This is a genomic window from Domibacillus sp., from assembly GCF_031181085.1.
Taxonomy (GTDB): Bacteria; Bacillota; Bacilli; order Bacillales; family Domibacillaceae; genus Domibacillus.
This window is the reverse complement of the sequence record NZ_JAPSLE010000006.1, coordinates 232,926-244,868: the sequence shown is the minus strand read 5'-3', so window position 1 is coordinate 244,868 and position 11,943 is coordinate 232,926. Positions and strand designations below refer to the sequence as shown.

The 11,943-nt window shown below is 44.5% G+C and carries 13 protein-coding genes, 2 tRNA genes and 1 rRNA gene; 12 read left to right on the top strand and 4 right to left on the bottom strand.

All coding sequences use genetic code 11. From position 1 onward, the window contains the following. Window positions 1-164: 164 nt before the first annotated feature. The 7 genes from rrf (at window position 165) to tsaD (ending at window position 3,203) form a co-directional block, all read left to right on the top strand. A 5S ribosomal RNA gene (gene rrf / locus RIN81_RS11470) occupies window positions 165-280 on the top strand. 37 nt (window positions 281-317) lie between these two features. Next, window positions 318-391: transfer RNA gene (locus RIN81_RS11465), tRNA-Met, on the top strand. A gap of 5 nt (window positions 392-396) precedes the next feature. Then, window positions 397-473 (top strand) — tRNA-Asp (locus RIN81_RS11460). 104 nt (window positions 474-577) lie between these two features. Next, the gene (gene tsaE / locus RIN81_RS11455) at window positions 578-1,057 is read left to right on the top strand and encodes a tRNA (adenosine(37)-N6)-threonylcarbamoyltransferase complex ATPase subunit type 1 TsaE (RefSeq protein WP_309090272.1); all 480 of its coding nucleotides are present in this window, start codon (window positions 578-580) and stop codon (window positions 1,055-1,057) included. Beyond that, entirely contained in the window at window positions 1,038-1,745 is a 708-nt protein-coding gene (tsaB, locus tag RIN81_RS11450) for a tRNA (adenosine(37)-N6)-threonylcarbamoyltransferase complex dimerization subunit type 1 TsaB (RefSeq protein ID WP_309090270.1), read from the top strand. Before tsaE ends, tsaB begins: the two co-directional genes overlap by 20 nt. Continuing rightward, window positions 1,717-2,184, top strand: coding sequence for a ribosomal protein S18-alanine N-acetyltransferase (gene rimI / locus RIN81_RS11445; RefSeq protein WP_375164537.1), 468 nt, complete (start codon window positions 1,717-1,719; stop codon window positions 2,182-2,184). The genes tsaB and rimI overlap by 29 nt, the downstream gene beginning before the upstream one ends. Further along, window positions 2,184-3,203 (top strand): tRNA (adenosine(37)-N6)-threonylcarbamoyltransferase complex transferase subunit TsaD, encoded by a 1,020-nt coding sequence (gene tsaD, locus RIN81_RS11440; RefSeq protein WP_309090268.1) that lies wholly within the window; start codon window positions 2,184-2,186, stop codon window positions 3,201-3,203. Before rimI ends, tsaD begins: the two co-directional genes overlap by 1 nt. Window positions 3,204-3,368: 165 nt before the next feature. Here the strand turns inward: tsaD and RIN81_RS11435 are convergent, their stop codons facing one another. Continuing rightward, window positions 3,369-5,291 carry an ABC-F family ATP-binding cassette domain-containing protein gene (locus RIN81_RS11435; protein ID WP_309090266.1) on the bottom strand — a complete coding sequence of 641 codons (1,923 nt, stop codon included), beginning with the start codon at window positions 5,289-5,291 and terminating at the stop codon, window positions 3,369-3,371. A 149-nt stretch (window positions 5,292-5,440) separates the two neighbouring features. Here RIN81_RS11435 and RIN81_RS11430 point away from each other — a divergent pair, with 149 nt between their 5' ends. Genes RIN81_RS11430 through tatC form a run of 3 tightly spaced genes read left to right on the top strand, consistent with a single transcriptional unit; the run spans window position 5,441 to window position 7,112 of the window. Continuing rightward, a complete protein-coding gene (locus RIN81_RS11430) occupies window positions 5,441-6,094 on the top strand; it encodes a redox-sensing transcriptional repressor Rex (RefSeq protein WP_309090264.1) in 654 nt (217 codons plus the stop codon). 55 nt (window positions 6,095-6,149) lie between these two features. Then, on the top strand, window positions 6,150-6,326 hold the full coding sequence (locus RIN81_RS11425) for a twin-arginine translocase TatA/TatE family subunit (protein WP_242237718.1): 177 nt from the start codon (window positions 6,150-6,152) through the stop codon (window positions 6,324-6,326). 18 nt (window positions 6,327-6,344) lie between these two features. Then, the gene (gene tatC / locus RIN81_RS11420) at window positions 6,345-7,112 is read left to right on the top strand and encodes a twin-arginine translocase subunit TatC (RefSeq protein WP_309090262.1); all 768 of its coding nucleotides are present in this window, start codon (window positions 6,345-6,347) and stop codon (window positions 7,110-7,112) included. A 12-nt stretch (window positions 7,113-7,124) separates the two neighbouring features. On the opposite strand, the gene RIN81_RS11415 is transcribed toward tatC, so the two are convergent. Continuing rightward, window positions 7,125-7,319: a YdiK family protein gene (locus tag RIN81_RS11415; RefSeq protein ID WP_242237722.1), complete on the bottom strand. Its 195-nt coding sequence runs from the start codon at window positions 7,317-7,319 to the stop codon at window positions 7,125-7,127. Window positions 7,320-7,331: 12 nt separating this feature from the next. Next, window positions 7,332-8,078, bottom strand: coding sequence for a CPBP family intramembrane glutamic endopeptidase (locus tag RIN81_RS11410; RefSeq protein ID WP_309090260.1), 747 nt, complete (start codon window positions 8,076-8,078; stop codon window positions 7,332-7,334). A gap of 218 nt (window positions 8,079-8,296) precedes the next feature. Between RIN81_RS11410 and groES the strand changes: the two genes are divergently transcribed. Together groES and groL are read left to right on the top strand one after the other, a co-directional pair. Next, window positions 8,297-8,581: a co-chaperone GroES gene (gene groES, locus RIN81_RS11405; RefSeq protein ID WP_050184120.1), complete on the top strand. Its 285-nt coding sequence runs from the start codon at window positions 8,297-8,299 to the stop codon at window positions 8,579-8,581. Between the two features lie 79 nt (window positions 8,582-8,660). Then, on the top strand, window positions 8,661-10,292 hold the full coding sequence (groL, locus tag RIN81_RS11400; protein ID WP_242237726.1) for a chaperonin GroEL: 1,632 nt from the start codon (window positions 8,661-8,663) through the stop codon (window positions 10,290-10,292). A gap of 347 nt (window positions 10,293-10,639) precedes the next feature. Here groL and RIN81_RS11395 read toward each other — a convergent pair whose 3' ends face one another. After that, on the bottom strand, window positions 10,640-11,821 hold the full coding sequence (locus RIN81_RS11395; RefSeq protein WP_309090257.1) for a DUF4317 domain-containing protein: 1,182 nt from the start codon (window positions 11,819-11,821) through the stop codon (window positions 10,640-10,642). Between the last annotated feature and the right edge of the window lie 122 nt (window positions 11,822-11,943).

Sequence of the window (11,943 nt, the reverse complement as noted above, 5' to 3'; positions counted from 1 at the left end):
AGGTAGATAGGTTCGAGGTGGAAGTGCGGCGACGCATGGAGCTGACGAATACTAATCGATCGAGGACTTAATCAATGTACACTTGGCGTGTAACCGAAAGGTTTTTGCCCATACAATTATGCTTCTACCCAGTTTTGAAAGAACACTTCTTTCAAACTTCATAGTCAGGTGGCAATAGCGAAGAGGTCACACCCGTTCCCATCCCGAACACGGCCGTTAAGCTCTTCAGCGCTGATGGTAGTTGGGGGTTTCCCCCTGCGAGAGCAGGACGCCGCCTGGCTGTGAAGGATTAAAATTATATATTTTCTTTTTATCGTCGCGGGGTGGAGCAGCCCGGTAGCTCGTCGGGCTCATAACCCGAAGGTCGCAGGTTCAAATCCTGCCCCCGCAATCGTTGGTCCGGTAGTTCAGTTGGTTAGAATGCCTGCCTGTCACGCAGGAGGTCGCGGGTTCGAGTCCCGTCCGGACCGCCATTTTCTTTTAGAATACGCAATTATTCGATATAATAAAGATACAATCAGAAACCTTAGGATCATCATTATCCTAAGGTTTTTTTTCGAGGAAAGAAGGCTGACACATGACATCTTCTTATGCATGGAAGTTAAACAATTTTGAAGAAATGAGCGCGTTTGCCAGTGCGCTGGCTGATATGCTTCGTCCAGGCGACGTCTTGCTGCTTGAAGGCGACTTAGGAGCAGGAAAAACAACATTTACACAACATTTGGCAAAAGCATTAGGTGTTACGAAAAATGTAAACAGTCCAACATTTACCATCATTAAAGAATACGAAGGCACCTATCCTCTTTACCATATGGACGTTTACCGGCTAGGGGAAGAATCAGAAGATCTGGGCTTTGATGAATACTTTTATGGTAATGGCATTACGGTCGTGGAATGGGCCCATTTAATTGCGGACCAGCTTCCGGAAGAGTACATACAAATCAACCTCTTCCACACTGGTGTAGAAGGGCAACGAAAAGTACAATTAACAGTGAATGGGGATCGATATGCCCGCATTCTTGAGAAGGTGAAAACATTTGAAAACATTAGCGATTGATACCTCTACTTATACGCTGTCGATCGGCCTCGCAGATGGCGACGTCATTCTGGCAGAGCAGGTAACAAATGTGAAAAAGAATCATTCTATCCGGGTAATGCCGGCTATTCAAACGTTAATGAATGAAGCAGACATAAAGCCGGAAGATCTGGAAAAGATTATTGTAACAAATGGTCCGGGCTCGTATACAGGAGTTCGTATCGGTGTAACGATCGCCAAAACGCTGGCCTGGACATTAAATATTCCACTAGCTGCGGTTTCTGGTCTCGCTTCACTGGCTGCTTCAGCTCCCGTGGTAGATGGACTTGTCTGCCCGGTTTTTGATGCGCGGCGTGGACGTATTTTCACTGGCTTGTACCGCTTATCAAATGGCACGGTTCAGCCCGTCTTGGAAGATCGGAATGTTTCGGCGGCGGAATGGTGCACAGAGCTGCTTCTTCAAAAAGAGCCGGTTTTATTTGTAGGGCAGGAAAGTAAAATTCATGAGAAAATAATTGCTGAACAAATGGGTGAGCAGGCTGTATTTGCCGGCAGAGCCGTTCCTTATACCCGCCCGGCTGCTCTTTTAGCGCTCGGGGCGGCTGTGGAAAGTAACCCGACAGAGGTTGTACCAAATTATGCGCGTCTTGCTGAAGCAGAAGCTAAGTGGATTGAAGCAAATGAAAAGAAGGCGGCAGGCCGTGAGTGATGCAGTAATCCGCCCAATGGTAATAGAAGATATTCCAGCTGTGCTCGAAGTAGAGCAGGCAAGCTTTTCCCTTCCTTGGCCAAAAGAAGCCTTTGAAAGAGAAATTGCACTAAATGATTATGCTCATTATTATACGATTGAACAAGAAGGCCTTGTTATCGGCTATTGCGGAATGTGGGTTGTGTACGATCAAGTGCAGATTACCAATATCGCGATTTTGCCTCAATTCCGTGGAAAAGGATATGGAAAAAAACTGCTTGGTTTTTTGATCCAAAAAGCAAGGGAGTATGGTGGAGCTGTTCTTTCACTTGAGGTTCGCGTCACTAATACCGCAGCAATGACATTGTATAAACAATTCGGTTTGCAGCCGGGTGGAATCCGGAAGCAATATTATACCGACAACCAGGAAGATGCTTTAGTAATGTGGGTGAATTTATAATGGAAAAAAACACATATGTTTTTGGAATTGAAACGAGCTGTGATGAAACGGCGGCAGCCATTGTAAAAAATGGCACAGAAATTATGGCGAATGTTGTTTCTTCTCAGATTGAAAGCCATAAGCGGTTTGGCGGTGTTGTGCCTGAAATTGCTTCCCGCCATCATGTAGAACAAATTATCGCTGTACTGAACGAAACACTTGAACAGGCAGGTCTGACGTTTAAAGATATGGATGCAATCGCTGTGACGAAAGGTCCAGGCCTTGTAGGTGCTCTATTAATTGGCGTAAATGCTGCAAAGGCAATCGCTTTTGCCCATAACCTGCCGCTTATTGGTGTCCACCATATTGCAGGACATATTTACGCGAACCGCCTGGTGAAGGAAATGGCGTTTCCACTCCTGTCTCTTGTCGTCTCAGGCGGACATACGGAGCTTGTTTATATGAAGGAACATGGATCATTTGAAGTCATTGGTGAAACACGCGATGATGCAGCGGGTGAAGCATACGATAAAGTAGCACGTACACTGAACCTGCCTTATCCAGGGGGTCCTCACATTGATCGGCTTGCGGCTCAAGGAGAAGATACGTATAAGCTTCCGCGTGTCCGGCTTGAAGAGGGTTCTTACGATTTCAGCTTCAGCGGTTTAAAATCAGCGGTTATTAATACGGTTCATAATGCAGAGCAGCGCGGGGAAGAGATTGTGCCGGAAAACCTGGCGGCAAGCTTTCAAGCAAGTGTTGTCGATGTATTAACCGAAAAAACGATCCGTGCTGCTAAAGAGTATGGAGTAAAACAAGTGCTATTGTCTGGAGGAGTTGCGGCCAATAAAGGGCTTCGTACTTCTTTAGAAAACGCTTTTGCTGATTTTAAAAACATTGAGCTTATGATTCCGCCACTATCTTTATGTACAGATAACGCGGCGATGATTGCAGCAGCAGGCACGATTTTATTCGAGCAGGGAAAACGAGATGGGATGGATATGAATGGTCATCCCGGCTTAGATATTGAAGCTTTTTAAAAAAGAGGCATTCTGGATGGAATGCCTTTTTTTGTGCATAAAGGGGATAAATTCATCCACAACCTGTGGGTAATGTGTATAAATCTGTGGAAACCTTTTCAATAAACAGAGTATTCGCTGTTTTTATGTGGATAAAAAGAAAAGAGGCTGTGGATAGCCTCTTCTTTATTCAGATTGCAATTCTTCCCATTCTGTCATAAGCTGTTCAATCGCTTCGTTTGCCCGATCAAGCTGCTGCTGCAGCTCCAGCGATTTTTCGTGATCTTCATATACTTCAGGCAGACAAAGCAATTCTTCTGCTTCCGTTACTTTTTCTTCTTGAGCGGCAATTTCTGTTTCGATTTCTTCAATCCGCCGCGCTCGCTGCCGTTCTTTTTTACGCTGTTCTTTATCTGTTTTATAAGAATCCGCAGATGCCGGCTTGGCTTTTGTGACGGTTTTTTCGTCTGCTTCAAGCGCAGCGAGCTCCTCAAGCTCATTTTTTTTCTCTACATAATAATCGTAGTCACCCAGATAGACGGTTACGCCTTCTTTGTCGAGCTCAATCACTTTTGTAGCAATCCGGTTAATAAAATACCGGTCATGAGACACGAATAAAAGAGTACCCGGATAATCGATCAAGGCGTTTTCAAGTACTTCTTTACTATCAAGGTCCAAATGGTTCGTCGGCTCATCGAGAATTAAGAAATTGGCCCTTTGCATCGTCAGCTTGGCCAGCGCAAGGCGCGCTTTTTCGCCTCCGCTAAGAGCAGCTACTGGCTTTAAGACGTCATCTCCTGAGAACAGAAACGTGCCTAGTATCGAACGGATTTCTTTTTCCGGTGTGCCCGGATAGTCATCCCACAGTTCAGACAGCACGGTTTTAGCCCGGTTCAAATGAGATTGCTCCTGATCATAGTAGCCGATCTCCACTCCGGCACCATGACGAATATCGCCGCCAATCAGCGGAAGAGCACCGGTAATGGATTTGAGCAGGGTCGACTTGCCGGCTCCATTTGGTCCGACAAGGGCAATGCTATCACCGCGTGTAACGGAAAAAGACAAATCTGCGCCAATTTTTTCACCATTGTAGCCTATCGATACATGGTCTACATGCAGTACTTCGCTGCCGCTCTGACGATCGATATCAAACAGCATGCCCGGCGGTTTTTCGTCTCCGTCCGGACGAGCCATCATTTCCATGCGGTCAAGCTGCTTGCGCCGGCTTTGCGCTCGTTTTGTAGTAGAGGCACGTGCGATGTTTCGCTGAATAAACTCCTCCAGCTTTGCCGCTTCTTCCTGCTGTTTTTCATATTGCTTCATTTCTCGTTCAAACTGCTCGGCTTTCTGGGTTAAGTATTTGCTGTAGTTACCAGTAAAACGGCGGATTTTATGACGGGATACTTCATATACCTGATTAACGGTTCTATCGAGGAAGTAGCGGTCATGCGAGACAATTAAAATCGCACCAGAATAGCTTTGCAGATAATTTTCAAGCCAGGAAAGCGTCTCGATATCAAGGTGGTTGGTCGGTTCATCGAGAATTAAAATATCCGGATTTGTTAAAAGAAGCTTGGCAAGGGCGAGGCGTGTTTTTTGTCCGCCGCTCAGCGTGGAAATGCGGGTATCATAGTCGTAATCGTGAAAACGAAATCCGTGCAGGACCGATCGGAGATCAGCCTCGTATTGATAGCCGCCTGCTTCCTTAAATTCATTTTGCAGACTATCGTAAGCAGTCATGACCTGGTTGTAGCGGGCGGGATTTTCATACACATCAGGATCAGCCATGCTGGCTTCAAGTGCCCGCAGCTTTTGTTCCATTTCGCGCAGGCTGTCAAATACGCTGTTCATTTCATCCCAAATAGATAAGTCCGATTCAAGCCCGGTATCTTGTGCCAGGTAGCCGATGGTTACGTCTTTTGGCTTCATAATGGCGCCTTCCTCATAAGAAAGCTGTCCGGCAATCGTTTTCAGCAGAGTCGATTTGCCGGCTCCGTTACGTCCAACAAGAGCAATGCGGTCGCCTGTCTGCACTTCAAGCTTAATATTAGATAAAATCAGTTCAGCTCCATAATATTTCGAAAGCTGCTGTACTTGTAGAAGAATCATTGTTTTTCACCTCACCTTCCACTTTACTTGAGCTCAGCGCCATGGGCAATGAAAAAGAAGCGGTTCTTGTGAAAAACGCTACAAAGATTTATGATTGTATTAAGAAAAGAAAACAAACATGGAAGCGGTACCACCTTGGAGGGAAAAAAATGAACAACGATTCGATGAAAATACCTCAGGCGACGGCAAAGCGTCTGCCTTTATATTATCGATTTATCCAAAACCTGCATTCTTCCGGAAAACAGCGGGTGTCATCGGCAGAGCTGAGTGAAGCAGTGAAAGTAGACTCGGCGACAATCCGCCGCGATTTTTCATACTTTGGCGCACTTGGCAAAAAAGGATATGGATATAATGTGAGCTATCTGCTGTCTTTTTTCCGCAAAACCCTTGATCAGGATGAAGTGACCAATGTAGCGCTTATTGGTGTCGGAAATTTAGGAACAGCGTTTTTAAATTATAACTTTTTAAAAAACAACAATACAAAGATCCTGGTGGCTTTTGATGTTGAAGAGAGCAAGGTCAATCAAAAAATTGGAGACGTACCCATTCATCATATGGATGAATTAGAAAAGGTATTATCTGACTTAGAAGTGCCAGTCGCGATTTTAACGATTCCGCAGGCAGCGGCCCAGTCCATTACGGACCGGCTGGTAAAAGCAGATATTAAAGGGATCTTAAACTTTACACCCGCAAGACTAAATGTGCCGCCTGAGATTCGGGTGCACCACATTGACCTGGCGGTTGAGCTGCAATCGCTCGTTTATTTCCTGAAAAACTATCCGGATGAGTCTGTCGAAAAATGATCATAGTATTGCGTTCTTAAATCAGTTATGATTAGGAAAAAGGAGGCGGATGCCAATGCCAGGTATTGGAAGCATGGTTGTGATTGGCGCGGCAGCACTTTTGATTTTCGGACCGAAAAAGCTCCCGGAGCTTGGACGGGCAGCAGGGGATACACTTCGTGAGTTTAAAAACTCAACAAAAGGACTGGCCGATGATGAAGAGCGGACAGAGGACAAAAAAGAGTCCAAGTAATGTTAGGATGATAGACAAATGAACCAGCAGGACATGACGATATATGAACATTTAGAGGAAGTGCGCAAGCGCCTCATCATTGTGATTGTTTTCTTTTTTATTGCGGCAATCGGCGGGCTGTTTTTGGCCAAGCCGATCATCCAGTATTTACAGCATACAGATGAAGCGGCTGTCTTAACGATGAATGCGTTTCGTGTAACCGATCCGCTGAAAATTTATTTTCAAATGGCTTTTGTGATTGGAGTTGTGTTAACTTCGCCGGTTCTTTTATACCAGCTGTGGGCATTCGTCAGTCCGGGCCTCCATGAACGGGAGCGCCGGGTTACGCTCAGCTATATTCCGGCGTCGATACTGCTGTTTCTTGGCGGTCTTTCGTTTTCCTATTTTGTGTTATTTCCCTACATTATTCATTTTATGATGAAGCTGTCTGGCGATTTGAATATTGAACAGGTAATCGGCATCAATGAATATTTTCACTTTTTATTTCAAACAACGATTCCATTTGGATTCCTTTTTCAGCTGCCGGTCATTACCTTGTTTTTAACAAGGCTTGGCATTGTCACTCCACAGCTGTTAGGGCAGATTCGGCGCTACGCTTATTTTGTCCTGCTGATTATCGCGGCGCTCATTACTCCGCCTGATATTATGTCGTTTGCCATAGTGAGCGTACCACTTTTTGTGCTTTATGAAGTGAGTGTATGGATCTCAAGAATCGGCTTCAAAAAAGCGCAGCAGGCAGAAGCCCTCACCGCAGAAGCAGAAAACGAAGAAAAATCCGCCCAGTAACCTGGACGGATTTTATTTTTGGCTTTTTTGCCGTTTTATATGGGTAAAGATAAGGCGGATGCCTGTGCCAATATCCATAGTAGCCAGCAGAATCAGCAGGTATGTAAAGGGACCAAACCCATTTGCATTTACATCCTGAATGGCAAAAAGAACAAAAAAAGCACCAAGGACACTAAAAAAAATGCCTCTTGTTAAATAAGACTGCACGCGATTTCCCCCTTACCACCACTTGATCCATTGGGACAGCTGCTCCATCTGCTCTGCTTTGCGAATCATTTCCTGAAGGTCATCCGCAAACACATACTGCATCAGCACAACAAATGTATTCATCGACACGTGCGCGACAATCGGTACGATAATTCGTTTTGTTTTTACATAAAGAAAAGCGAATGTAAACCCCATTGCCGCATATAATATTGTGTGCTCCAGCTCCATATGCGCGACAGAGAAAATAAGCGAACTGATTAAAGCCGCGAAGAAAAACGGCATCCGGTTGTAAAGCGAGCCGAAAATGATTTTACGAAACACAATTTCTTCTAAAATCGGTCCAAATACCGCTACGGCCAGGACAACAACCGGCAGTCCCTGGACAAGCTCAATAATATCCTGTGTGTTTTGCGATCCCGGCTCAATGCCAAGAAGAAACGTTTCAACCATGATGGCCGCATACTGGGCAGCAAACGCCATAAATACGCCAATTATAGCCCAGACCATTGCAGAGCCAGGAGGAACAGGTGCCTGACGTTCAATGGAGTTTCGATACGTAGAACGCCATAAAATAAGCAGCACAATCGCCGTTGCCAGCGCAAATGCGGTCACCGTCCAGTAACCTGGGACAAGCGCTTTCAGGCGGTCGGGCTCTACTCCCGCAATGAGTCCTGCCTCGTACAGGAGCGGCTGGCCGACGAAAGCGGAAAGCTGCATGACAATGTACGTAATCAAAATGAACCCGTATTCTTTTTTCACAAAAAAACCCCTTTACTGATAGAAAAAACGCAACGTCCGGCGTTCTTCTTTTTATTGTACTATTGAACGAAAGGCGCTTCAAATAAGGAGTCTGAAAATTTTTCCGCTTTCTGCTTGCAAAGAGGATAGGGCATCCTTTATTATAATAATTGTGTTAGCACTCATTAGAGTAGAGTGCTAATAAAAATATATTCAACCATTTTTGAGGAGGGTTTCACTTGTTAAAACCACTAGGTGACCGCGTAGTAATTGAGCTAGTAGAATCTGAAGAAAAAACAGCCAGCGGAATTGTACTTCCAGATTCGGCAAAAGAAAAGCCACAGGAAGGAAAAGTTGTGGCCGTGGGTACAGGACGTGTGCTTGACAGCGGAGAGCGTGTAGCACTTGAAGTTGCTGAAGGCGACCGCATTATCTTCTCAAAATACGCAGGAACAGAAGTAAAGTTTGAAGGAAACGACTACTTATTGCTCCGCGAAAATGACATTTTAGCTGTAATTGGCTAACAATCCGCAAAAAGCGGCTTAATTTAACATTCAAAATGAACGACTAATAGAACCATCATTTAAAGGAGGCACTTTTAACATGGCTAAAGACATTAAATTCAGTGAAGACGCGCGCCGCGCAATGCTTGCTGGTGTAGACAAGCTTGCGGATGCGGTAAAAGTAACGCTTGGACCGAAAGGACGCAACGTTGTATTGGAGAAAAAATTCGGTTCTCCACTTATTACAAACGACGGTGTCACAATCGCGAAAGAAATCGAGCTTGAAGACGCGTTTGAAAACATGGGTGCGAAGCTTGTAGCAGAAGTAGCAAGCAAAACAAATGATGTAGCCGGTGACGGTACAACAACCGCAACGGTTCTAGCGCAAGCGATGATCCGTGAAGGTCTTAAAAACGTAACAGCAGGCGCTAACCCAGTCGGCATCCGCAAAGGAATGGACAAAGCGGTAGCAGCAGCTGTAACAGAGCTTCAAAACATCTCTAAACAAATCGAAGGCAAAGAATCAATCGCACAAGTAGCAGCGATTTCTTCTGCTGACGAAGAAGTAGGCCAATTGATCGCAGAAGCGATGGAGCGCGTTGGAAACGACGGCGTTATCACAATCGAAGAATCAAAAGGCTTCACAACAGAGCTTGATGTAGTAGAAGGTATGCAGTTTGACCGTGGTTATGCATCTCCTTACATGATCACAGATTCTGATAAAATGGAAGCTGTTTTAGACAATCCATACATCTTAATCACAGATAAAAAAATCACAAGCATTCAGGAAATCCTTCCAGTGCTTGAGCAGGTGGTTCAACAAAGCAAGCCGCTTCTATTGATCTCTGAAGACGTAGAAGGCGAAGCACTTGCAACACTTGTTGTGAACAAACTTCGCGGTACATTCAACGCAGTAGCAGTTAAAGCACCAGGCTTCGGTGACCGCCGTAAAGCTATGCTTGAAGATATTGCGATCCTGACAGGCGGCGAAGTGATCACAGAAGAGCTTGGCCTTGACCTGAAAACAACAAACATTACACAACTTGGCCGTGCAGCGAAAGTAGTCGTTACAAAAGAAAACACAACAATCGTTGAAGGCGCTGGCGATTCTCAAAACATCGGCGGCCGCGTAAGCCAAATCCGTGCACAATTAGAAGAAACAACTTCTGAATTCGACCGTGAAAAATTGCAGGAGCGTCTTGCAAAGCTAGCGGGCGGCGTAGCCGTAATCAAAGTCGGTGCTGCAACTGAAACAGAATTAAAAGAGCGCAAACTTCGCATTGAAGACGCGTTGAACGCAACGCGCGCAGCAGTTGAAGAAGGTATCGTATCCGGTGGTGGTACAGCTCTTGTCAACGTATACAACAAAGTAGCTGAAGTAGAAGGCGAAGGCGACGTAGCAACAGGTGTAAGAATCGTTCTTCGTGCACTAGAAGAGCCGCTTCGTCAAATCGCACGCAACGCAGGCCTTGAAGGTTCTGTTATCGTAGACCGCTTGAAGCGCGAAGAAGTCGGCGTTGGCTTCAACGCAGCAACAGGCGAGTGGGTAAACATGATCGAAACTGGTATCGTAGACCCAACAAAAGTAACACGCTATGCTCTTCAAAACGCAGCGTCTGTAGCAGCTCTGTTCCTAACAACAGAAGCAGTTGTAGCAGACAAGCCAGAAGAAGGCGGCGGTATGGGCATGCCTGACATGGGCGGCATGGGTGGAATGGGCGGCATGATGTAATCTGCCCCTCAAACCCTTGATCGATAAGATTTGTTAGTAAGGTAAGAGTGAGGCTCATCACTTACTAACTCTATATTTTTTAACCGAAGCTCCTTATCAGTTGATCAACTGATAAGGAGCTTTTTTATTTTCCTTAGCACACACTGTCCTGCTCTGAAATTATTTTAAAATCAAGCGTTAGGAAAGATAAAAAGGAGACTTAGCATGGAGCTGCAATTTATAGTTTTATACATAAAGGACGGGTCCAATACTTCCTATTCTAAGAAGTTTTAGACCCGTCCTTTATGCTTGTCAGGTACCCCGAAGGGGAGGATGTCATCATTGAGGGCACCTGGCACATTTATCTATTATTGTTCTATGTCGCCGCCCAGAGCTTCTGGAATCATCGTAAAGCCTTCGATCACGGTATCTTCTTCGACTTCAATCATGAGGTAGCGTTTACCGTTAAAAAGAATTTTTTTCACATAGCCTAAATCCTGTGGACTGATTGAAATGTTCGCTGCTTTCGTGCTGATTTTAATGGATTTTGATGTGTATTTTGGCAGGATGCTGCTTGCTTTGATCTCATACTTGTCGTCATCAATAATTTTTTGGTAGGCTGATTTAATCATCTCCGAATTGATGTCTTCAAGGCCGCTCATTTTTAAAACCCGTTCTACGTCTTTGGAATCTAGTTTTGGCGGTTCTTCTTCCTCATTTTCCTCGATCATGCGGTTAATCTCTTCGTACACATGGGAGAGTGTAGACGTGCTTAGCTGATCTCCGGTTACGTCTCTAATGATTTCTTCAAAAACAATTTTATCATCTTTTGCCGTCATCGTTTCTTCCCCGTTTAATACATCCTCAATGAACGAGTGATCGGGTTCATGCACCTTGCCTGCTGAATAAAGAATATGATTAACATCTGCTGCATTATCAGTGAAGCAGGGAAACAGAAAGCCTGAAAGGGGGGTATTGAGATTGATAATAGGATCAAGGACAAAATGATATTTGAATTCTTTTTCAACATAGTCGAAAAGTAATTCTTTTTTTGGCTCTTGTGTGTTATTGATGCTGCATAAAATAAATGGATGAGAATAAACGGTATCCCGTTCGCTCTCTTCAGTTTCTGGATTACGGCGTTTCATTGGCTTGAAATATTCCCCGCGAATAAATGTGACGACAATATCCTTCTCATATTGCCGCAGTGCAAGCATTTTTCCAACTATTTGAAGCATCTGCTCTTTCCAGCCTTCTACATCAGCGCTTAGTAACCCTTGATGCAAAATAAGCTGGCTGTTATGTTCTGCTTCCCGTTGAAACTTTAACTCAAAAAGCTTTTCATCCAATTGGCCGGCGAGTAATTTCTTGAAGTTATTCATAAATAACTCCTGTTGGTCCTGGTCAAGCATTTCAAAGGGCTGGCTTTGATGATGATAAATGTCACTTGATTCCTTCATAATATATACATTAAAAATGTCAGAGATTTTAAGTAAATCATTATCTGCTTTGAATTGTTTCCGAATATGTGCGATGTCTTTTTTGTTCATGGTTTTATCCACTCCTAAACTGCCTGATTTGCATATCTATTAGAATAACAAATAACTTCCGTCCTTTACATGACTCATTCATTTTAAACAACATTTTTAATGATATATCCTTTAACGTGTGA